Raw genomic sequence first — 20,853 nt, 5'->3', positions numbered from 1 at the left:
CCAGGGGGTCGGCCCCCGCCCGTCAGAACAGCCCGTCCTGCACGCTCCCCTCGCCCGCCCCGAACTCCACCACCGGCACGGACAGTTCGGCGTCCGCGCCCGCGGCCACCAGCTCCCACCCCGTCATCAGCCGTGTGTCGACGACCACCACCCCGCGGCCCGTCCGCAGATGCAGGTCCGGACCCGCGGCCGCCACCAGCTCCCCGCTCACCGCCCCGCCCGCGACGAGTTCACCCACCACGCCTGCCGCCGGTGGCAGCCCGGCGAGCCCGAACACCTCCGCGTGATCGACGGTCCGGCACGGCGCGGGGGCCAGCGACTCGGGCCAGCCGTCGAGCGCCAGCGCCCGGGCGTGCAGCTCCGCCACCTCGGCCGCCCGCCCGGCCGCCGACGGAGACAGCGCCGAGCGCACGGCCCGCTTGGCGGCGTACGGGATGCGGTCCGGCACGCCCAGGGCCGCCCGCAGCAGCTCCTCCGTGCGCCGGGCCGCCATCAACGGGCCGGCGCCCAGCCAGCTGAAGCAGACCGCCCCCTGCTCCAGCAGCCGCGCCGAGCCCCGCTCGACGGCGGTGATGCCGACCTTGGTCATGCCGGGACCGAACCAGGCCAGATACACGTGGTACGGCCGAGGGTCGTCCGCCAGGGTGTCCGCGGCCACCGAGTGCGCCCGGTCCAGCCGCGCGCACTCCTCGCACCGCGCCCCCGTGCCCCGCCCCGGCACCGCCGCGCGCGTCGGACAGGGATGCCGGCGGGCTCCCACACATGTCCGCACTCCCCCTTCCGCGACCGCGAAGGCCACCCGTTTCCCCCAGGTCAGCGCCGACCGCCGACCGCCGTCCCAGACCAGCTCGGGCCCGTGGGCCGACCAGCGCAGACCCGAGCATCTCCATGCCTGTGCCATCACCGACGAGAGTAGGGGGCGGCACTGACAACGCGGCCGGGCCGAGGGGCCCCCGGGTCCTACCGGTCGGCGCCGACGGCGACGGGCTCCCGTTCCCCGGCCGCCGGGGAGCCCACCGGCGCCTGCGCCGGCGACGCGGCCGTACGCCGTCCGCGCCCGGCCAGCCGGCATCCCCAGCAGTCGGGGTGCCCTTCGAGCGCGCCGAGGTCCCGCACCCGCATCCCCCACTGGTCGCGCGGGCGGATCCCCGAGGGCTTGCCCCAGCCGGTCAGATGGAGGATCCAGGTCACCAGGACGCTCGCCACCGTGACGGCGGACCCGGCCACGATCAGCGGGGCCGACGTGACGCAGATCCCCGCGCCCAGCACCGAACATCCGACGGTCGCGACGGCGACCCCGATCCATCCGGCAAGCGTGTGCCCCTCGTCATACTGGCTCATGCCGCCCGCTCCTCCTGCTCTCCTCCACTCCCACTCCGTCCGAGGGCAGCGGAACCCGGCGCGTCGAAGGGACCCCGAATCCCTTACGACGCGAGAATTTCATGGACTAAATCTCTCACGAGCTAAGGTAAAAGGGAAGATGTCAGCCACGCCACGCCCCACCGCCAGCCCCGCCCAGGCTCTGGAGGCGATGGACTCGCTCATCGCCGCCCATCTGCTCGGGCAGCAGGAGATGGCCCAGCGGCTCGGGCTGAACATCACCGACCTGCTGTGCTTCGGCTTCGTGGTGAAGGCGGGCGACGACCTGCTCGGCGCGGGGGCCCTCGCGGAGCAGGTGCACGTCACGACCGGCGCGATGACCGGCATCCTCAACCGCCTGGAGCGCGCGGGCTTCGTCACCCGCCGCCCGGACCCAGGCGACCGGCGCCGCGTCCGGGTGGCCGCCGTCCCCGACGCGCTGACCCGGGTCGAGGAACTGTACGGCCCCTACTACGTCCGCCTCATCGAGCTGTTCGCCTCCTACTCGGCGGACGAGATCGCCGTCCTCACGGACTGGTTCACCCGCGCCACCGGGCTCGCGCAGACGTACATCGACGAGCTCCGGGAGCGGGACGAGACCTGAGCGCCCGTCACAGGACAGTCACACCGTTCACCTTCTCTTCACACCCCGGCTCGCGGAGCCTTACCGTCGCCCCATCCGTATCGCTCTGGGGGGACGACATGGCCAACCCGTATACCGCACCGCCGCCGCCACCCGCGCCGCGCCCGCCGGACACCCGCCCCCTGCGCCGACGCAAGCGCGTCTGGCTCGGCGGCTCGGGCCTGTTCCTGGCGGGCCTCCTGGTCGCCACTCCGGGCAGCGGCGACGAACAGCAACCCGTCCAGACGAAGGTGAAGGCGGGGCCGACCGTCACGGCGACCGTGACGACCACGCCCGAGCCCGGCCCGACGGTCACCGAGACGGTCAAGGCCAAGGCCAAGCCCGCTCCCACGGTCACGGTCACGAAGACGGCCACTGTGGCGGCGGCCGGCACGGAGGACGGCAGCGGTGGCGGCGCAGGCGGGGACAGCACCGGCACCTGCTCGATCGTCTCCAACTCGGGCAACTGCTACTCGGCGGGCCAGTTCTGCCGCAACAGCGACCACGGCGCCACCACGACGACGGCGAGCGGCGCCCGGATCCGATGCGTCTACAGCGCGAACGCCTGGCGCTGGAAGTACGCCTGACGGAGCGGAGGGCGCCGCGCACCCCGGCCCGGTCAGACGGTCCTGACGACCGTGCCGGCACTCTCGAGCGCGGCCACCTCGCCGGCGGGGGCGGTGCCGTCGGTCACGAGGGTGTGCAGGCCGGCGGAGGGGCCCACGTACGCGTAGGCGGTGTGGCCGAGCTTGCCGCCGTCCGAGGCGACGACGACCCTGCGGGCGGAGGCGATGGCCGCCTTCTTCACCGCCGCGTCGTCGAGGTCGTAGGCGGTCAGGCCGTCGGCCGCGCTCAGACCGCAGCAGCCGATGACGGCGGTGTCGAAGCGCAGGGCCGCCAGGGAGGCGAGGGTGAGCGGGCCGGTGAGCGCCCCCTCGGCGGCGCGGGGCTGCCCACCGGGCACCACCAGCGTGGCGGGGCCGGGCGCCTCGCCGAACAGCTGGATGGCCTGGAGGGACAGGGGCATCACGGTGACGGGCCGCTCGCGCAGCAGCCGGGCGACCTCCAGGCAGGTGGTGCCGCTGTCCAGTACGACGCTCTCGCCGTCGGCGACGAGTGCGCAGACCTCGGAGGCGATCCGGCGCTTGGCGTCGACCGCCTCGTGGGCGCGCAGCGCGAACGGCGGCTCCTCGCCGCGGAGGAGCAGGGTGCGGGCGCCGCCGCGGACCCGTTCGAGGACACCTTGTGCGGCCAGGGTGTCGAGGTCGCGCCGGATGGTCATCTCCGAGGCGCCGGTCAGCTCGGCGAGCTCCTGGACCGTGGCACCGCCGGAGTCCCTGACGGCCTTCGCGATCAGCCCGTGCCGGTCTGCGTTGCTCATACGGGGGATTGAACACCACGCGAAAACGCACACGCAAGACGTTCGATAGGAACCCTTTCAAACACACCGCTTGTTCGTTACGGTGGCGAGCCATGGAACGCTCGCTCTTCGGCGCCCGTGTGGCGACCTATGTCTACTTCGTCCTCTGCGGCACGCTGATGGGCGCCTGGGTGGTGCACATCCCCGCCGTCGAGGAGCGGGTGGGCGTCAGCCACGCGACGCTGGGCGGCCTGCTGGTGCTGCTCGGCCTCGGCGCCTTCGCCGGGATGCAGGTGGCCGGCCCCCTGACCGACCGCCTCGGCGCACGCGTCGTCGTCCCCGCCACCGGCGTGCTGTGCGGCGCGGCCCTGGTGCTGCCCGCTCTCGCCCGCGACCCATGGACGCTGGCCGGCGCCCTGCTGGTCTTCGGCTTCTGCAACGGCGGCCTGGACGTGAGCATGAACGCCCACGCCGTGCACGTGGAGAAGGCGTACGGCCGGCCCGTGATGTCGGGCTTCCACGCCACGTTCTCCGTCGGCGGGGTGCTCGCCGCGCTCGTGGCGGCGGGGGCGACCGCCGCCGGTGCCGGACCGGTCGTGACGCTGGCCGGTGTCGGAGCGGTGGGCATCGTGATCGCCGTGGCCTCGGCGCGCTCCCTCATGCCGGCCGCTCACGCCGCCGCCGGGGAGACCGCCACGGAGCAGTCGTCACCGGCCTCCGCACGCCGCGGCACGGCGGGGCGCGTCTGGCTCCTCGCCGTCCTGGCGCTGATGGTCATGCTGTGCGAGGGCGCCGCCAACGACTGGAGCGCCCTGCACCTGAAGGACGTCCTCGGGGCGTCCGCCAGTACGGCCGCCTTCGGCTACGGCACGTTCGCGGCGGCCATGACCACCGGCCGGCTGCTGGCCGACCGGCTCGCCGCCCGGTTCGGCTCCCTGGCGGTCCTGCGGTACGGCGCGGCCGTGGCGGGCGTCGGCATCACGCTCGTGGCCTTCGGCCCCTGGCTGTGGGCCGCGTTCACGGGCTGGGCCCTGTTCGGCCTGGGCCTGTCCGGGTGTGTCCCGCAACTGTTCAGCGCGGCCGGGCACGCCGACCCGGCGGCGGCCGGCGCGAACGTCTCCCGTGTCGCCGGGCTCGGCTACGTCGGCATGCTGGCCGGGCCCGCCGTCATCGGCTGGCTGACCCACCTCGTGGCCCTCAACCACACGTTCGTCCTGCTGACGCTGCTGTGCGTGACGACGGCCGTGGGCGCCGGGGTCCTGCGGACGGGGTCCGCCCACGCCCCCCGCTCCGAGATGGCGGGCACCGGCCGCTGACCACCCACCCGCCCGGTCACGGGTGGAACCGCCACCGTCCCTCGGAGACGACGTCCACCTCGCCGTCCCGGACGCGGACGGCCGTGTCGTCGTCGAGGAAGTAGATCGGGAAGTCCGCCCGCGCGACGATGCGGTCGGCCCAGGCGTCGTCCCGCTCGGGGAAGTCCGGTGAGTACAGGTGGGGCTTGAGGTACCAGTCGAAGAGCCCGAACGGCGGCTCCAGGGTGGTCGCCCCGAGCACCCGCAGATCCCGGGCGTCCCCGATGACGTCGGCCGAGTGCTCGTCGAGATGCCGGCTGAAGATCATCGACCCGGCGCTGAGCCCGACGTAGACCCTGCTCTCCAGCGCCTCCAGAAAGCCGTCGGCCAGCCCGTTACGGGTGATGCTGCGCGCGAGGTGGTAGTGATTCCCGCCGCTGACGTACACGACGTCGGCGCGGCGCAGCCGGTCGAGCACCGTCCCCGGAGGCAGACCGTTCAGCTCCAGGACGTCGAACTCCCGCCAGCCGAGGGCGTGCACCCGGTTCATGTCGGCGAGGAGCCATCCGTGATCCCCGCTCTCGGCGACCGACGCCGTGGGCACGTACACGACGTTCGCCTCCCCGAACGGCTTGCCCAGCATGTCCCGCAGGGCTTCCCGCAACGACTCGTTCCGCAGCCCGCCGGCCGTCAACAGACACTTCATCACCCGACCCAAACACGCCACCCCGGACCGGTGCAACGAACGCGAGCCGTCGGACGCGAGGGGCGGTACCGGCTGACGTGGTTGCCGTACTTCGGTGCTGTACGCCCACGAAATGCAAGAGGCCCCGGATCTCTCCGGGGCCTCTCACCTGTGTGCACTCGGCAGGATTCGAACCTGCAACCTTCTGATCCGTAGGCGGGTGCCTTGCAAGGCGGACTCCACAAGTTGCAGGCCCCCCAGGGCCTGAGCGCTGGCGCTACTGGCTGCCACCGTCCGCGAACGTACGCCCCTGTTGATGTCGACCGATGATGTCAGGCTGCGCGGGCACATTCCGTCGCACGACCACTGCCCACAAGGGGCCTACGGCCCTATGATCCGCTCCAAGCTCTAGGCATCCGATCGCACATTGTGACTGTTCGCGCACGATCGGTAGTAGACTACTGCCGTATCCATGGCGATCAGTTGGCCAAAGGAGCCGCAGCAGTGCAGAACCCGGTACCAAATAGGCCAATTTACCATATCACTCACATTCGCAATTTGCGTGGCATCCTAGAGCGAGGCGGACTATTCAGCGACAACGCTGCTGCTCTTAATAATCTCACCGACACCGAAATCGGCATGCCAAGCATCAAGCAGCGCCGCCGTTCAACTGTCGTCAACTGTGGGCCCGGTGGCACCCCAGCAGACTACGTTCCCTTTTATTTCGGATACCGCTCACCCATGCTCCTCTCGATCCACAGCGGCAACGTTCCTACATATCGCGAGGGACAGGAGCCGGTCATCTATTTGACATCAAGCCTGACAACGGTGCGAAATGCCGGACTCCCAGCCGTATTCAGCGAGGGCAACGCCGGAGCAACCTTCGTAGATTTCCACGCCGACGATCCCGAACTTTGCGAGAAGCTGATCGACTGGCCGTTGATGAAAGAGAAGTGGTGGCATGACATACCGGACGACCCAAACCGAGCAAGTCGACGCCAAGCCGAATATCTCGTGCACCAATTCTTCCCGGTGCAGCTCGTAGGATCGATCGTTACCCGTAACGAACGTCGAGCAACCGAAGTGCGCGATATTCTCGCCGAATACAACACTTCGATTCCGACGATGGTGTATCCTCAGTGGTACTACTAGGGAGTGGAGGGGTGAAGACGGTGATCCAGGAATCGCAAGGAAACTTGCTTGAGGCAGACGTGGAAGCCATCGTCAACACCGTTAATACTGTTGGCGTGATGGGAAAGGGAATCGCCCTGCAGATCAAGCAGGCATTCCCCGAGAACTTCAAGCAGTACAAGGCAGCCTGCGACCGAGGCGAAGTGAAGATCGGTGAGATCTTCGTTCATGACGCGCATCACCTTGGCCCCCGACGGTACATCCTCAACTTCCCGACCAAACGCCACTGGCGAGGAAAGTCCCGCATTGAAGACATTCAAGCGGGACTCGACGCTTTGGTTGAGGTAATCGAGAAGCACAAGATTGAATCCATCGCAGTCCCTGCATTGGGGTGCGGAAACGGTGGACTCGACTGGGACAATGTGCGTCCGATGATTTACGCAGCTTTTGAGTCCTTGCCTTCAGTCAAAGTTCTACTCTTCCCTCCCACGGGCGCGCCGGCACCTAGCTCGATGCCTGTTCATACAACGGCGCCAAATATGACACGGGGCAGGGCGGCCGTTGTCTCCCTGTTGAGCGGCTATGTGGAGCAATCAAAATCAGAGCGGGTCGAAGCGTCTGACGGAGCTTCGCTACTCGAACTGCAAAAACTGATGTATCTACTTCAGGCCGTAGGTACGCCAATGCGCCTCAGCTACCAGAAGGCTCGATATGGGCCTTACGCAGAAAACCTGAACCATCAACTGCAGTGCATGGAAGGTCATTTGGTTCGGGGATACGGAGATCGGACTCAACGCGTCCTCGACTTCCACCCAATAAAGCTTACTTCAGGGGCAGAAGCTCTAGCGGAGTCTTGGATTGCGGAGAATCGCGACACAGATCTCAAGGACTCTATTAATAGAGTCCTCGAGTTGATCGATGGTTTCGCCTCTCCGTATGGGCTTGAGCTACTCTGCACAACGCATTGGGTAATGCGTGAACTTGGCCCAGGCGCATCTCAGAGTGACGTAATCGCAACGCTCCAGAAGTGGAGTCGTCGCAAGGCAGAGATTTTCACCGACCGCCATATTGCGGTGGCCTGGCAACGCCTGCAATCAAAGCATCTGGACGCTTTGCCTATGTAGGTTCCTCAGCCACCCCGCAGTAAGCGGCAGAGTGGAAACGATAGTCCGGACCTGGCGTCTGCTCAGCCAATACCGTTGTCCCATAGATCACCTACCCGGCGCGGCACCTAGTCCCGTCGATCAACTCGTGATCAGCCGGACGCATTGAACGTTGGGCAAGTCAGCCAGAAACCCGGGGACCACCGTTCGCGACCTCCCCCTCAAGCACCCGCCGCAGCAAGTGGCCTCGGCGGGTGTTCAGCGCGTGGCGCCGTCTCCCCCTTAACGCAACAAGGCCGCGATGGCATCTTCCGACCAGTGGTCGGACGCCCCGGGATAAGCGGCGACGTAAAAGGCGACCGCATCGGCATCCCAAGCGCCGTCCGTCAGAAGCCCGGAGGCAAGGAAGCGAATGTAAGCAGCCGATGGGGTCACCCATCGCACGTCATTCACACCCCAAGGGGCATCCGCGACGCGAAGCGGATCGACTGGTCCACCGACCACCTCAGGCTGCGCGAGGCGCTCCCGCCCGCCTACACCGAATGGATCGGCCGCGCGTTCCTCGCCGCCCACGCCCCTGTTCTGGGGGCGGCCGCATGACTGCCGTCGCAGCTCTGCTGGACACTGCGCTCATGCTGGCCGCCCACGGCGTCCCGCCCCTGCCCCTGCGGGCGGGGAAGGCACCGTTCGGGAACTGCGCCGCGTGCGCCGGGAACGTATGCGGCGGCCGGTCGAACATGAAAGCCACGGGTCCTTGCTCTTGCCCGTACCCGTGCCACGGCTGGGTGGCCGCCACCACCGACCCGACCGTCCTCACCTCCCCGGAGTGGGCCACGGCGTGGCGCCGGGCTGCCGCCGTCGCCTACCACCCCGGCGGTGCCGGCGTGACCGTGGTCGACCTGGACGACGCCGCGGCCGTCGACTGGGCCCGCGCCACTCTGCCCGCGACCCGGACCGTGCCCCCCCCCGGGGCGAGCACTGGATCTACCGGGGCACCATGCCGTCACCGAACGCCGTATGGCCCGGCGTCGACATCGAGTCCCTTATGGCACATGCGCGTTGGCTCGGACCCGGCACTGGCTCCGCAGCCGCTCTCCCGGACTCTGTGCGCGCGCTGGCAGTTAAAAGGACCCGTCCACGGCTCATAGGACGCCACAGAGCCTCACAGCGCCTCTGAGGAGCCATGGGGCGAGTGCAGGCACCGCACGCCCGCCTACCTGAAGCGCGGGATCACCATGGCCGAGCAGCGCATCAGCGAGGCCCGCAGCGCCGTCCACGCCACCGTGTACCGCACGTTCCTCGCCGTGCTGTCCCGGCACGGGCGGTGCGGCTGTCTCACCGAGACCCACGTCAACCGGCTGTTCACTGCCGCGCAAGCCAAGGGCGAGACTCCCCGGCATTGCACGGACGCGTGGACCAACGCCCGCACCACGTTGGGACTGTGGCCGTGTCCGACGACGAGAAGAACCCGCCCGGCAGGTCATCACCTACTACGCACAGGCGCACTTCCGGTACTTCCGCACCGTGGACGGGACCGTGTACGCGCTGCGCAGGCCACCCCGTGGCCCGCCCGATCCGCTCCCAGGACACCACCGGCAGCCACCGCCAGGAACGCATGGTCGGCCTCTTCCGCGACGGGGTCGGCGTCTTCAACGGAACCGCCCTCAAGGAGGCGTTGGACTTGATCGAGGCACTCGCCCCCACCGAGCAGGTACAGCCCACCCACATCCGAGTGGCCACCGGATTCGACGGGGCCACCTGGCTCGTTGGCCGCGACGACGGCCGGTCCGTGCGCATCCAGCCCACCGGCTGGGACACCCGCATCCCCGACCCCGCAGAGGTCTGCTGGCGGCGCACCCAGCTCACCGGGGAACTCCCCCTGCCCGCCAAGGACACCAACGGCAGGGGCATCGACCTGCTGATGCGGCTGTGCAACTTCGCCGACGCCAAGACCGAGGCCCTGGCCATCGCGTGGCTCATCGGCTGCCTAGAGCCGTCCGTGCCCGTCCCCGCCCCGTTCCTCACCGGCCCGCAATACGCCCTGTGGCTGTTGCTCATGTCGACCGGCCTGCGACGTGGCGAGGCGCTCGCCCTCATGCGGGCGGACGTCGACTTCACGAACGGTCATCTCCGTGTCCGCCGGAACGTCCAGCGCATCCGGCGTGAATTGATCTTCGGCAGCCCCAAGACCATGCGCTCCATTCGCACGGTGTCCCTCCCGAAGCGCTGTATTCAGGCGCTCACCCCAGCACCGGGCCCAACAGGCCCGGGAGCCACGGTGGCAGGGAAGAAGTGGCAACCCGCACCCGGACAGCCGGACGGACTGATCTTCACCACGACGACCGGTCGCGTGACGGACCCGCGCAGCCTCAACCGGATGCTGACCATCCTGTGCCGGGACGCCGGCGTGCGTCGCGTGCGCGTGCACGGCCTTCGGCACACCTGCGCCTCGCTCCTGCTCGCACAAGGGGTGGACCCTCGCACGATCATCGAAACGCTCGGGCACAACGCGATCACGATGACGCTCGACACCTACGCGCACGTCATGAGCACGACTCTCAAGGCTGCCGCCGACCGGATGGACGACGCGCTGGGCGACGAGCTCAAGACGAATCTTGTAGCCGGACGCATTGATGACGTCATCACTGCGGCCGACGTAGGCGTTGATGTCACCGGTGATGTCAAAGGCCCCGCCGGGCGAACCGGCGGGGCCTCTCACCTGTGTGCACTCGGCAGGATTCGAACCTGCAACCTTCTGATCCGTAGTCAGATGCTCTATCCGTTAAGCTACGAGTGCTTGTTCTGTTTTTTCGCCGCTCCCGGCCCTTCCGGCCCGCTCGCGGCGACAGGAAGAACATTACATGACTGCCGCCGCCATGTGAAATCCGTTTGCCGCACCCCTTGTGACCTGCGGAAATACGCTGAGGCGGGTTCTGCGGGGGCATGGGGCCCCGAACGCGGACAGGGAGCCTGGCTGAGATCAGCCGGGCTCCCTGTCGGAGGGCGGAGGCGGAGGGATTTGAACCCTCGATGGGCTTTAAGGCCCAAACCGCATTAGCAGTGCGGCGCCATAGACCGGACTAGGCGACGCCTCCAGCACAACCGCCCGCGCGAGCGCGTTCGGTGCGTGCAGATGATGACACAGTCGAGCGTGCTGTCACCAATCGACCTCCACGGTACTAGGCGGAGAGCCCGCAGGGCAAAGCTCTTCCCGGCGTGCTGCGCGCGCAACGTCCGGCCCGGCGCGGCGTTAGGCAGGGCATGTCGCAGGTGAACCGTTCCGTCTCCGCCCGGCTGCTCCTCACGGCCGGCTCCCTCGTCGCCGTCGTCTCCGGGACCGTCGTCCCCGCCGCCGCTCAGGCACACAGTCCGGCCCTCACCCGCTCCGGCGATCACCTCACCGTCACGGTCACCGGCACCGGCGCCGGCGACGGCACCCACGAGCTGACGTGCCACCCGGCCGGCGGCGATCACCCGGACCCGGCCGGCGCCTGCGCCGCGCTCGACGGCGGGACCCGGTGGGGCCGGGACCTCTTCGCCCCCGACGCGCCCGGCGGCCTGTGCACGATGCAGTACGGCGGACCGGCGACCGCGCATGTCACCGGGACGTGGGCCGGGCGTCCGGTCGACGCCCGGTTCGACCGGGGCGACGGCTGCGCGATCGCCCGGTGGAACCGGTTCGTGCCGCTCCTGCCGGACGTGCGGGCGCACGGGCTGGGGACGTAGGGCGGCCGTACGTCGACGCACGGCTTCGGCATACCGGAGGCACCGGGTCCGTAAAGGTCCCGCGAAGGTGTCGCGAAGCCCCGTGGGACAAGGGGCGCAGGCCGGAGGGACGCAGCGGCGGGCGGTCATACGTTCTACGTCACCGCCTGGTGCGACCTCGCTCTCATCCGGCGTCGCGAGCGCAACCCCAGCCCTTAGACTCCCTCGCGTGACACGCTGCGGACCGATTGGCAAGATGGCCGGAGCGGTCGGCTAGGTGCGGTAACAGGGAGGAAGCGTCTCGTGAGCAGCAGGCCATCCCGAGGCGCTGCTCGCCTCGCAGCCATACTCGACGCGCTTCCCGATGCGTTGGTGCTGGTCAACGCCAATGGGACCGTCGTCAACGCGAACACCATCGCCCTGGAGGCCTTCGAGGCGCCGGGCACCGCGCTGGTGGGGCGCGGGCTGCTCGACCTCCTGCCCCAGTTCGACTCCAAGCTGATCCCCGGCTCGATGCGCCGGCCGGACCACATGGACCCGCAGGGCCGGACCAAGCCGACCCGGATGACGGCCCGCCGCACCGACGGCACCGAGTTCCCGGTCGAGGTCACGTCCGCGAATCTGGAGAACGGCCAGCAGGCCTACGACGGCCACGGCTACAGCGGCGACGAGCTGCTGATGCTCGTCGTCCGGGACCTGACCGGCACCGTCGACACCGAGGCCGAGCTGGCACGTTCGCAGCGGCAGACGGAGATGATCCTGCGGGCCGCCTCCGAGGGCGTCGTCGGCACCGACACCGACGGGCGGATCGTCCTCGTCAACCCGGCCGCCGCACAGATCCTCGGGTACCGGGCCAGCGACCTCGGCGGCCGCGAGCTGCACACCCTCGTGGCGCACTCCCGCGCCGACGGCTCCCCCTTCCCGTACCAGGAGTCCCCGCTCGCCGACACCCTGCGCTCCGGGCGCAAGCACCGGGTGCGCGGGCAGGTGCTGTGGTCCAAGAGCGGCGACCAGGTCTCCGTCGACCTGACGACGGCCCCCGTGCGCGACGGCGACCAGCTCGTCGGTGCCGTGATGACCTTCACCGACCGGCGAGCCTACGACGCCCTCGCCGAGGAGAAGGAGGCCGCGCGGCGGCAGCACGAGGAGGAGCTGGAGCGCCTCGCCGAGGAGCACGCCTCCGAGCTGACCGCGCTGCGCCAGAAGCACGTCGCCGAGATCGAGGAGCTCGAGGAGCGGCACGCGGAGGAACTCGCCGCCGGTGAGGAGCGGTACGCCGCCCTCGGTGAGCGCGAGAAGGACCGGCACGAGGCGCTGGCCATGCGGCACGAGCAGCTGCTGACGCTGCTCGGGGGCTCCCTGCGCGGCCCGCTGGACGAGCTGCGCCGCGAGCTGGCGGCCCTGGCGGCGGACGACGCGGGGCAGTTGTGGCCCGAGGCCAACCAGGTGCTGCACCACCTGTCGGCGGGCTACTCGCGGATCACCACCCTCATCGACAACGTCCTCGGCTACCAGCGGCTCGACGCCGGGGCCGACCGGATACAGCGCACGAAGGTGATGCTCGACGCGGTCGTCGCGGCGGGCGTCGACGGCGCCGTCGAGCTGATCGGTCCTGGCCGCGTGCAGTTCGCCGTGCACGCCCCGCCCATCGAGGCCGAGGTCGACCCGCAGCGCCTGGCGACCGCGCTCGCGCACCTCGTCGCGGACGTCGCCGGGGTGGACGCCACCGGCAACTCACCGGTGTCGGCGGGCGGTTACCTGGACAACACGGTCGTCGTCGCGGCGGCGCAGCGCGGCGAGGTCGTCCGCATCGAGGTGCGCGGGCCGTACACCGGGGGAGACCCGGTGCACGAGCCGATCGTGCGGGGGATCGTCCGCGCGCACGGCGGTGTCCTGCAGACGCACGAGGTGCCGGGGATGAGCGGCAGCGCGTTCGTCCTCGAAGTGCCCATCGGAGGCGGCGCGGGAGCCGTTCCCGCCGCTCCGGCGGAGGTCCCGGCCGAGGAACCGGCCGGCTCCGACGACGCCGGGCAGACCGGTGGCGGGGGCCGGCGCCGGGCCCGGCGCTCCTCCGTCGACGCCTTCCTGGAGAGCGAGGCCCCCGAGGCCGAGGCAGCCGCCGGTGCGGAGGAGGGTGCCGCGCCGACCGGACGGCGGCGCAGGCGGGCCGCCGCGCCCGCGCTCCCCCAGGCCCCGGTCGCCGCCTCCGCCTCCGCCTCCGCCTCCGCCTCCGCGGAGAACGCCCCGGAGGTCTCCGGCGGCACCGGGCGGCGCCGTGGACGCCCGGCCGAGGCCGGCGCGGACGCCGTCTCCGAGGGCGCCGTCGTCATGGCCGGCGAGCAGTCCGCGGGCACCGCCGCAGCCGGGAACAACCTGGGCGGGACCGTGCCGCCACAGGGTGTGCCCGCGTCCGGCGGACGCCGCGCCCGGCGCGACGGCGGACAGCAACCGGCCCTGGCGCCCGCGCCCGCCGCCGCGCTTCCGGCGGCCGGTGACGCCGCCCAGCAGCCCGCGGCGCAGGACGCCTCCGCGGCCGGTGACGCCCCGCAGCCGACCGGACGGCGCCGGCGTGCGCTGGCCGCCGCGGCCGAACGGGCCGCCGCCGCACAGGCCCAGGAGGCGGGCCCCCGCCAGGTGTTCGCGCTGCCCCCGGCCGACGCGGACCGCGCGCCCGGCACCGGTGCCGCCCCCGTCGCCGCCGCGCAGGCCGCCGTACCGGAGGCCGTTCCGGACGAGGGGCACGCCGTCGCGCACGACCCGGCCGAGGACCACACCCCGCCGCAGCCGCACCCCACGACCGCGCCGACCGGACGGCGCCGCCGTGCCGTGGCGCGCCCGCCGGAGGAGGCGGCACCGGGGGTGCCCGTGGCCGCACCCGTGCCGGCACAGCAAGGCGTGCCGCAGACACAGCCCGTCCCGGCCGCCGCTCCCGCGCCCGCTCCCGTCACGGCCCCGGCCGCGCAGGCGGCTCCGGCCCAGCCCGTGCCGCCCGCCGCCATTCCCGGCGGTCCGCTCCCGGCCGAGGCGCCGACGGGCCAGGGCACCCCGGCGCACGGCACCCCCGCGCAGGGCGTCCCGGCGCAGGGCGTCCCCGCCCCGGTCCCGCAGCAGTGGGCCGCCGCCGACGGCACCGCCGGGGGCGGCGCCGTACCACCGCGGGGCGCTGTCCAGCCCGTCCAGCCGCAGGTGCCGCAGGGCACTCCCGCGCCCGGGACCCCCTTGCCGCCGGAGGCGGTGGCCGGGCGGGTGCAGCGGGCCGCGCAGCCGTTGCCCGCCGAGGCGCCCGGCGCCCCCGTCGACCCCAACTCCACCCAGGGGCGCGCGATCAGCGTGCGCACGCTGGGGCAGGGCGTGCCGTTCACCCGGCAGGCGGCGCAGGTGCAGCAGCCCTCGCCGGCCACGCCCCCGCCGCACCAGACGAACGGCGGAAGGCGCCGCAAACTGGGCACGCCGCCCGACCCCGCCGCGCGTGCCGGCGCGGCCGAGCAGCCCGCGCGCCCGCATCCGCCGACCGCCGAGCAGGCGGCGCCCGCCGCGCCCCAGCCGCAGCCCTCCCCGCCGTCGGGAGCGGGGCAGAACCGGCTCGCGCCGGTGGCGGAGGCGGCCGGCCGGTCGTACGCCATAGGCGCCCCGGACGAGAACGCCGCCGAGGGGCCCGAGCCGCTGGACGGGCCGGGCGGGGCCGTCGAGGTCGCCGATCCGCCGCGCCCGCAGCCCATGGACGACGAGCTGCCCCCTGAGCCGCTGGACAACCCGCGGCGGCTGCTGGTCTGGCCCGCGCCGGACGTGACGACCCAGCAGGCGCTGAGCGACCGCGGTTACCGGCCGGTGGTGGTGCACTCGCGCGAGGAGGTGGACGCGCAGATCGCGGCGTTCCCGGCCGCGCTGTTCGTCGACCCGCTGACCGGCCCGATCACCCGGACCGCGCTCCAGTCGCTGCGGCAGGCGGCGGTCGCCGCGTCCGTGCCGGTGATGGTGACCGCGGGACTCGGGCAGGCGTCGCGGGAGGCCGCGTACGGCGCCGACCCCGCCGTCCTGCTCAAGGCGCTGGCACCCCGGGACAGCGAGCAGCATCCGCCGCGGGTGCTGCTGATCGAGGAGCACGCGGAGATCGCGCTGGCGCTGACGGCGACGCTGGAACGGCGGGGCATGCAGGTGGCCCGTGCGGCGAGCGACGCCGACGCGGTGGCGCTGGCCGGGGACTTCCGGCCGAACCTGGTCGTGATGGACCTGCTGCAGGTGCATCGGCGCCGGGCCGGGATCGTGGACTGGCTGCGCGCCAACGGGCAGCTCAACCGCACGCCGCTGGTCGTCTACACGGCCGCCGTCGACCAGGCCGACCTGCCGAGTCTGGCCTCGGGCGAGACGGTCCTGTTCCTGGCGGAGCGTTCCACGAGCCCCGAGGTCCAGAGCCGCATCGTGGACCTGCTGTCGAGAATCGGAACGAACTGACCCGGCGCCCCAGGAAGGGGCGCGGGGAACTGCGCGACCGGCCACGGCGAACCCGCACCCGACCGACGACAGCACACCCCCAAAGGGGCGCGGGGAACTGCGCGACCGGCCACGGCGAACCCGCACCCGACCGACGACAGTCCCCCGCCCAAAGGGGCGCGGGGAACTGCGCGACCGGCCACGGCGTACCCGCAGCCGACCGACGACAGTCCCCCGCCCAAAAGGCCCCCGTCAGAGCCGGGTGACGTCCAGCCCACCCTCCGCGTACTGCCTGCGCAGCACCTTCTTGTCGAACTTGCCCACGCTCGTCTTCGGCACCGCCTCGATCACCGTCCACCGCTCCGGCAGCTGCCACTTGGCGATCCGCCCCTCCTCGGCGAGGAAGGCCCGCAGGGTCGTGAAGTCGGCGGTGGCCCCCTCCTTGAGGACGACCGTGGCGAGCGGCCGCTCGCCCCACTTGTCGTCCGGAACGGCGACCACGGCCGCCTCGGCGACGTCCGGGTGGGACATCAGCGCGTTCTCCAGGTCCACCGAGGAGATCCACTCGCCGCCGGACTTGATGACGTCCTTGGCGCGGTCGGTGAGGGTGAGGAAGCCGTCGGGGGAGATCGTGCCGACGTCCCCGGTCTTCAGCCAGCCGTCCTCGCTGAACTTGTCGGCGGGGCGCAGCGGCTCGGCGTCCGGGCCGTTGTAGTAGGCGCCCGCGATCCACGGGCCGCGCACCTCCAGCTCGCCCGCCGACTCGCCGTCCCAGGGAAGGCGCTCGCCGCCGGGGCCGGTGAGCCGCGCCTCGACACCCGCCGGGAAGCGGCCCTGGGTGAGCCGGTAGGCGAACTCCTCGTCGGTGCCGACGGCGTGGGCCGGCGGCCGGGCGACCGTGCCGAGCGGCGAGGTCTCCGTCATGCCCCAGGCGTGGCAGACCCGCATGCCCAGCCGGTCGAACGCCTCCATGAGCGAGGGCGGGCAGGCGGAGCCGCCGATGGTGACCTGGGTCAGGGAGGAGACGTCCCGGGGCTTGGCCGTCAGCTCGGCGAGCAGGCCCTGCCAGATGGTGGGCACGGCCGCCGCGTGCGTCGGCTTCACCAGCTCGATCATCTCGGCGAGGGGGGCGGGCTGCAGGAAGCGGTCGGGCATCAGCATGTTGACGCCGGTCATGAAGGTGGCGTGCGGCAGGCCCCAGGCGTTGACGTGGAACTGGGGGACCACGACGAGCGAGGTGTCCTGGTCGGTCAGCCCCATCGACTGGGTCATGTTCACCTGCATGGAGTGCAGGTAGATCGAGCGGTGCGAGTAGACGACGCCCTTGGGGTCGCCCGTGGTGCCGGAGGTGTAGCACATGGCGGCGGCCTGGGTCTCCTCCAGCGCGGGCCACTCGTACGCCGTCGGCCTGCCGGCGATCAGCTCCTCGTAGTCGTGCACCTGGACGGAGGCGTCCGCGAGGGCGGACCGGTCACCGGGGCCCGACACCACGACGTGCTTCACCGTCTTCAGGTGCGGCAGCAGCGGGGCGAGCAGGGGGAGGAGCGAACCGTTGGCGATGACCACCCGGTCGGCCGCGTGGTCGACGATCCAGGCCAGCTGCTCGGCCGGCAGCCGCAGGTTCAGGGTGTGCAGGACCGCGCCCATGGAGGGGATCGCGAAGTACGCCTCGACGTGCTCGGCGTTGTTCCACATGAGGGTCGCGACCCGCTCGTCGTCGGTCACGCCCAGTTCGTCGCGCAGGGCGTGCGCCAGCTGGGCGGCGCGGGCTCCGACCTCGGCGAAGGAGCGGCGGTGCGGTTCGGCCTCGCCTGTCCAGGTGATGACCTGCGATGTGCCGTGGATCGTCGACCCGTGGGCCAGGATCCTCGAGATCAGCAGCGGTACGTCCTGCATGGTGCTCAGCACGGCGTCCTCCCGGGGGCGACATTGCCTACGCGGTGGTAAGGGTTGCGGAGATTCTGCGCGCATACCGCGCGGTATGTCACTAGGCCCGGGTGATCGATCATGTCACGTTGCGTTCACGGGACTCTGCGGCTACGGGGGTGACGCTCCGCGGCTACGGGCGGGAGGGAGGAGTCCCACCGGCGCGGCCCCTCGTGGCGGTCACCGGACCGGCACCAGCTCCGGGTCCTCACGCAGCTTGCCGAGCGCCCGCGACACCGCCGACTTCACCGTGCCGACCGAGACGCCGAGCACCTCGGCCGTCTGGACCTCGCTGAGGTCCTCGTAGTACCGCAGGACGACCATCGCCCGCTGCCGCGCCGGGAGGCGCATGATCGCGCGCCACATGGCGTCGCGCAGCGCCTGGCGTTCCGCCGGGTCGTCGGTGTGGCCGGGCAGCGGCTCCGGCTCGGGCAGCTCGTCGCAGGCGAACTCGTCGACCTTGCGCTTGCGCCACTGCGAGGTGCGCGTGTTCAGCAGGGCCCGGCGCACATAGCCGTCGAGCGCGCGGTGGTCCTCGATGCGCTCCCAGGCCACGTACGTCTTGGTCAGCGCCGTCTGCAGCAGGTCCTCGGCGTCGCTCGGGTTCGCGGTGAGCGAGCGGGCCGTGCGCAGCAGCACCGGCTGCCGGGCGCGTACGTACGACGAGAAGGAGGGGTACGTCGCGTTCGGCAGGGACCGCGTCGCGGCGTCGGAGGCGCTGGTGCAGACGGGTGGGGTCATGGCTCCACGCTATGAGCGGACCCCGCTCCGGCGGATCGGCCGCAGGTGCCGAAGCCGCGTCCGCCTCAGGTTGTAGGGGTGGGGCCTGCTCCACCTCCTGAAGGTGGACGAACGCCCGCCCTCCCACTGAGGGATGTCCCTTATGAACACCCCGCCGGGAATGCTCCGGGCCTTGGCCGGACTCGACGGTTTCCGACTGCCCATCGGACACGAGGGACTGCCAAGGGCGCTGCGGTGCGCCACGGGTGCGGACACGCCTGCGCGGCGGTACCGGAGCACCGCCGCGCAGCCATGTGAAACCCCACAGACACACCCACGGACAGAGAGGGCCGGTGCCTGAGCACCGGGGCACCGGCCCTCTCAGCTCACCACCAGAGCGGGGTGAAGGTGACGGACGTGTTGTCGTTGCCCTGGTTGACCGAGGTGAACGCGGAGCCGTTGACCTGGGCCGTGTTGCTCTGGTTCGAGGCCCCGGACCCGGTCGCCTGCTGCTGGGTGGTCGACGAGGTGCCGAAGTTGTCGCCGCCGACCCCGCTGCCCAGGAGGCCCTGGACGGCGGTCGAGACGGCCGCGCTGGATCCGTCGTCCGCGAATGCGCCGTTGTCCGCGCTGGCCACCCCGGCGAACAGGGCGGCGGCGAGCGGGAGTGCGGTGACGGCTGCGACGACGCGGGCGGTACGGATGCTTGCCATGTTGTTCCTCCAGAACAGGTGCGTCCAGGCTCCCCGCCGGACGCAGTGGTGGTGCGTGAAGTACTGCTTCTCTCCGGGTAGTTGGCCGACCGCCCCGGAGTCCTGCACGACGTCGCGAGATCAGAGTTGCCCAGCGGGACCCCCGCGAACCACCCCGGACAGCCCTATTCGCCCTCAAGCGTGATGACAAGTCGATAAACCCCTTTCACCACACTTACCGCGCAGTCGGGACAGTCATGGACAGTCCCGCCTCAAGCTCCACAAGGGACGAAAGGTTCCATCAGGCGCTCGGACCACTCGCGCCGACCGGCGTGTCCCCGGCCGGCACACACCGCCCCCTCTTCCTTTTTTCGAACACTCGTACGAACATAGAGGCATGGCCACCACCGACCGGCAGGCCACGACGCTGGCCCTCGCACACGCCCTGTCAGCCGCCGAACGCGGACTGGCCGTCATCCCCCTGTCCCGGACGAAGCTCCCGGCCCTGCGCTCCCCGCACCGCGACGACCCCACGCCCACGCCCACGCCCTGCCACGGCGAGTGCGGCCGCCCCGGCCACGGTGTCTACGACGCCTCCACCGACCCCGCCCGCATCCGCGAACTCTTCGCCGCCGCCCCCTGGGCCACCGGCTACGGCATCGCCTGCGGACTGCCGCCGCACCAGCTGATCGGCGTCGACCTGGACGTCAAGTCCGACGCGGACTCCTCGGCGGCCCTGCGCGAACTGGCACTGCGGCACCTGTTCACCATCCCGCCGACCGTCGTCGTCCTGACGCCGAGCGGCGGCCGGCACCTATGGCTGACGGGCCCGCCGGACGTGGTCGTGCCGAACTCCGCGGGGCGGCTCGCGCCCGGCATCGACATCCGCGGCGCCGGCGGCTACCTGGTCGGCCCCGGCTCCCGCACCGAGCACGGCGTCTACCGCACCGCCCCCGGCACCGCCCACATCGGCCCGGCGCCCTGCCCGCGCGCGCTGCTGCGCCTGCTGCTCCCGCCACCGCGCACGCACCACCCCACGCCCGCGTCGGCCGGCGGCCACGGGCAGGGCCTCGTCCAGTTCGTGCTGGCCGCCCACGAGGGCCAGCGCAACACCCGCCTCTTCTGGGCCGCCTGCCGGGCCTACGAGGACGGCATCGGGCCCGCCCTGGTCGAACCCCTCGTCGAGGCGGCCCTCGACACCGGCCTCACCGAACGGGAGGCCCGCGCCACGCTGGCCTCGGCGGCGCGCCTGACGGGCCACCACCCCTGACACCGTCACCGGGAGGGACGGCTGGAAAACCCGGGCGACCCGGCCCGCACCCCCGCCCTACAGTGCCGCCATGTCCCTGACCCGTGTGCTCCTCACGTCCGGCCGCTCCCTCGACCTCGCCGAACTCCGGCTGACGTCGACGTACGGGGGCATGCTGGAGGGCTACCCCTGCAAGCTCGTCAACGACATGACGGTCCACGGTCTCCTGAGCAGCGCCCGGCACACCCACCCGTCCTCGCCGGTCCACCTGGTCCCACCGGACCTGGACCGCCCCGACCAGCCGGCGGGCCACTTCGGCCCGGTCGAGATCCTGCCGCCCGTGGCCTGCGTCGGCTCCTTCCGCTCGACGGCCCTCGACCCCACCCACGACCCGGCCCTGCACCGCTCGTCCCTCACGGTCGTCTGGTTCCAGCCCACGACCCGGGTGCCGTCCGGCGAGGACGCGGAGGAATCGCTGCGGAGGATCGACTGGGAAGGGCTGGCGGAGGACCACGAGCTGTAGGCGGGAAGGAACGCTCTTGACCTGGAGCGCGCTCCAGATACCAGCATGAGTC

General features: G+C 71.5%; 16 protein-coding genes, 2 tRNA genes and 2 pseudogenes. 11 read left to right on the top strand and 9 right to left on the bottom strand.

Annotation, left to right across the window (positions count from 1 at the left end; genetic code table 11):
* Positions 1 to 22: 22 nt before the first annotated feature.
* Positions 23 to 901, bottom strand: a complete 879-nt coding sequence (locus ACFV46_RS25025; RefSeq protein WP_385499760.1) for a DUF2797 domain-containing protein — start codon at positions 899 to 901, stop codon at positions 23 to 25.
* A 59-nt stretch (positions 902 to 960) separates the two neighbouring features.
* Entirely contained in the window at positions 961 to 1,341 is a 381-nt protein-coding gene (locus tag ACFV46_RS25020) for an HGxxPAAW family protein (RefSeq protein WP_361928440.1), read from the bottom strand.
* A gap of 139 nt (positions 1,342 to 1,480) precedes the next feature.
* Here ACFV46_RS25020 and ACFV46_RS25015 point away from each other — a divergent pair, with 139 nt between their 5' ends.
* Positions 1,481 to 1,963 carry a MarR family transcriptional regulator gene (locus tag ACFV46_RS25015; RefSeq protein ID WP_361928437.1) on the top strand — a complete coding sequence of 161 codons (483 nt, stop codon included), beginning with the start codon at positions 1,481 to 1,483 and terminating at the stop codon, positions 1,961 to 1,963.
* A gap of 98 nt (positions 1,964 to 2,061) precedes the next feature.
* Positions 2,062 to 2,568 carry a hypothetical protein gene (locus ACFV46_RS25010; RefSeq protein ID WP_385499758.1) on the top strand — a complete coding sequence of 169 codons (507 nt, stop codon included), beginning with the start codon at positions 2,062 to 2,064 and terminating at the stop codon, positions 2,566 to 2,568.
* A gap of 32 nt (positions 2,569 to 2,600) precedes the next feature.
* On the opposite strand, the gene ACFV46_RS25005 is transcribed toward ACFV46_RS25010, so the two are convergent.
* Positions 2,601 to 3,362, bottom strand: coding sequence for a DeoR/GlpR family DNA-binding transcription regulator (locus ACFV46_RS25005; protein WP_385499756.1), 762 nt, complete (start codon positions 3,360 to 3,362; stop codon positions 2,601 to 2,603).
* 92 nt (positions 3,363 to 3,454) lie between these two features.
* Between ACFV46_RS25005 and ACFV46_RS25000 the strand changes: the two genes are divergently transcribed.
* Positions 3,455 to 4,657, top strand: coding sequence for an MFS transporter (locus ACFV46_RS25000; RefSeq protein WP_385499755.1), 1,203 nt, complete (start codon positions 3,455 to 3,457; stop codon positions 4,655 to 4,657).
* 16 nt (positions 4,658 to 4,673) lie between these two features.
* Here the strand turns inward: ACFV46_RS25000 and ACFV46_RS24995 are convergent, their stop codons facing one another.
* Entirely contained in the window at positions 4,674 to 5,342 is a 669-nt protein-coding gene (locus tag ACFV46_RS24995; protein ID WP_361928426.1) for a Type 1 glutamine amidotransferase-like domain-containing protein, read from the bottom strand.
* 483 nt (positions 5,343 to 5,825) lie between these two features.
* Between ACFV46_RS24995 and ACFV46_RS24990 the strand changes: the two genes are divergently transcribed.
* The 4 genes and pseudogenes from ACFV46_RS24990 to ACFV46_RS24975 all read left to right on the top strand — a co-directional run.
* Entirely contained in the window at positions 5,826 to 6,473 is a 648-nt protein-coding gene (locus ACFV46_RS24990) for a DUF4433 domain-containing protein (RefSeq protein ID WP_385499754.1), read from the top strand.
* Between the two features lie 11 nt (positions 6,474 to 6,484).
* Complete coding sequence (locus ACFV46_RS24985) at positions 6,485 to 7,576, top strand: macro domain-containing protein (RefSeq protein ID WP_385499752.1); 1,092 nt, start codon at positions 6,485 to 6,487, stop codon at positions 7,574 to 7,576.
* A gap of 575 nt (positions 7,577 to 8,151) precedes the next feature.
* Positions 8,152 to 8,997: pseudogene (locus tag ACFV46_RS24980) on the top strand (DNA primase); the annotation flags it as partial.
* 173 nt (positions 8,998 to 9,170) lie between these two features.
* Positions 9,171 to 10,040: pseudogene (locus tag ACFV46_RS24975) on the top strand (site-specific integrase); the annotation flags it as partial.
* A gap of 239 nt (positions 10,041 to 10,279) precedes the next feature.
* Here the strand turns inward: ACFV46_RS24975 and ACFV46_RS24970 are convergent.
* Both ACFV46_RS24970 and ACFV46_RS24965 read right to left on the bottom strand, forming a co-directional pair.
* Positions 10,280 to 10,352 (bottom strand) — tRNA-Arg (locus ACFV46_RS24970).
* Between the two features lie 207 nt (positions 10,353 to 10,559).
* Positions 10,560 to 10,650 (bottom strand) — tRNA-Ser (locus tag ACFV46_RS24965).
* 166 nt (positions 10,651 to 10,816) lie between these two features.
* Between ACFV46_RS24965 and ACFV46_RS24960 the strand changes: the two genes are divergently transcribed.
* Both ACFV46_RS24960 and ACFV46_RS24955 read left to right on the top strand, forming a co-directional pair.
* Positions 10,817 to 11,281 carry an SSI family serine proteinase inhibitor gene (locus ACFV46_RS24960; RefSeq protein WP_361928375.1) on the top strand — a complete coding sequence of 155 codons (465 nt, stop codon included), beginning with the start codon at positions 10,817 to 10,819 and terminating at the stop codon, positions 11,279 to 11,281.
* A gap of 282 nt (positions 11,282 to 11,563) precedes the next feature.
* Positions 11,564 to 15,712 (top strand): PAS domain-containing protein, encoded by a 4,149-nt coding sequence (locus tag ACFV46_RS24955; protein ID WP_385499751.1) that lies wholly within the window; start codon positions 11,564 to 11,566, stop codon positions 15,710 to 15,712.
* 231 nt (positions 15,713 to 15,943) lie between these two features.
* Here the strand turns inward: ACFV46_RS24955 and ACFV46_RS24950 are convergent, their stop codons facing one another.
* The 3 genes from ACFV46_RS24950 to ACFV46_RS24940 form a co-directional block, all read right to left on the bottom strand.
* Positions 15,944 to 17,587 (bottom strand): long-chain fatty acid--CoA ligase, encoded by a 1,644-nt coding sequence (locus ACFV46_RS24950; RefSeq protein ID WP_361928689.1) that lies wholly within the window; start codon positions 17,585 to 17,587, stop codon positions 15,944 to 15,946.
* Positions 17,588 to 17,797: 210 nt separating this feature from the next.
* The gene (locus ACFV46_RS24945; RefSeq protein WP_361928369.1) at positions 17,798 to 18,358 is read right to left on the bottom strand and encodes a SigE family RNA polymerase sigma factor; all 561 of its coding nucleotides are present in this window, start codon (positions 18,356 to 18,358) and stop codon (positions 17,798 to 17,800) included.
* Between the two features lie 365 nt (positions 18,359 to 18,723).
* The gene (locus ACFV46_RS24940) at positions 18,724 to 19,050 is read right to left on the bottom strand and encodes a hypothetical protein (RefSeq protein WP_151784846.1); all 327 of its coding nucleotides are present in this window, start codon (positions 19,048 to 19,050) and stop codon (positions 18,724 to 18,726) included.
* Positions 19,051 to 19,426: 376 nt separating this feature from the next.
* Here ACFV46_RS24940 and ACFV46_RS24935 point away from each other — a divergent pair, with 376 nt between their 5' ends.
* Both ACFV46_RS24935 and ACFV46_RS24930 read left to right on the top strand, forming a co-directional pair.
* Positions 19,427 to 20,299, top strand: a complete 873-nt coding sequence (locus tag ACFV46_RS24935; protein ID WP_385499749.1) for a bifunctional DNA primase/polymerase — start codon at positions 19,427 to 19,429, stop codon at positions 20,297 to 20,299.
* A 70-nt stretch (positions 20,300 to 20,369) separates the two neighbouring features.
* On the top strand, positions 20,370 to 20,801 hold the full coding sequence (locus tag ACFV46_RS24930; RefSeq protein WP_385499748.1) for a hypothetical protein: 432 nt from the start codon (positions 20,370 to 20,372) through the stop codon (positions 20,799 to 20,801).
* Positions 20,802 to 20,853 lie beyond the last annotated feature (52 nt).

Source organism: Streptomyces sp. NPDC059852 (genome assembly GCF_042731455.1).
GTDB lineage: Bacteria > Actinomycetota > Actinomycetes > Streptomycetales > Streptomycetaceae > Streptomyces.
Note: the sequence above shows the minus strand (reverse complement) of the source record. Positions and strands in the feature narration are given on the sequence as shown.

Bases quoted from the DNA above. Each gene is read 5' to 3' on its own strand.
- ACFV46_RS25005 (WP_385499756.1), bottom strand. From the start codon at position 3,362: ATGAGCAACGCAGACCGGCACGGGCTGATCGCGAAGGCCGTCAGGGAC.
- ACFV46_RS25000 (WP_385499755.1), top strand. From the start codon at position 3,455: ATGGAACGCTCGCTCTTCGGCGCCCGTGTGGCGACCTATGTCTACTTC.
- ACFV46_RS24935 (WP_385499749.1), top strand. From the start codon at position 19,427: ATGGCCACCACCGACCGGCAGGCCACGACGCTGGCCCTCGCACACGCC.
- ACFV46_RS24945 (WP_361928369.1), bottom strand. From the start codon at position 18,358: ATGACCCCACCCGTCTGCACCAGCGCCTCCGACGCCGCGACGCGGTCC.
- ACFV46_RS25020 (WP_361928440.1), bottom strand. From the start codon at position 1,341: ATGAGCCAGTATGACGAGGGGCACACGCTTGCCGGATGGATCGGGGTC.
- ACFV46_RS25010 (WP_385499758.1), top strand. From the start codon at position 2,062: ATGGCCAACCCGTATACCGCACCGCCGCCGCCACCCGCGCCGCGCCCG.
- ACFV46_RS24960 (WP_361928375.1), top strand. From the start codon at position 10,817: ATGTCGCAGGTGAACCGTTCCGTCTCCGCCCGGCTGCTCCTCACGGCC.
- ACFV46_RS24950 (WP_361928689.1), bottom strand. From the start codon at position 17,587: ATGCAGGACGTACCGCTGCTGATCTCGAGGATCCTGGCCCACGGGTCG.
- ACFV46_RS25025 (WP_385499760.1), bottom strand. From the start codon at position 901: ATGGCACAGGCATGGAGATGCTCGGGTCTGCGCTGGTCGGCCCACGGG.
- ACFV46_RS24940 (WP_151784846.1), bottom strand. From the start codon at position 19,050: ATGGCAAGCATCCGTACCGCCCGCGTCGTCGCAGCCGTCACCGCACTC.
- ACFV46_RS24995 (WP_361928426.1), bottom strand. From the start codon at position 5,342: ATGAAGTGTCTGTTGACGGCCGGCGGGCTGCGGAACGAGTCGTTGCGG.
- ACFV46_RS24930 (WP_385499748.1), top strand. From the start codon at position 20,370: ATGTCCCTGACCCGTGTGCTCCTCACGTCCGGCCGCTCCCTCGACCTC.
- ACFV46_RS25015 (WP_361928437.1), top strand. From the start codon at position 1,481: ATGTCAGCCACGCCACGCCCCACCGCCAGCCCCGCCCAGGCTCTGGAG.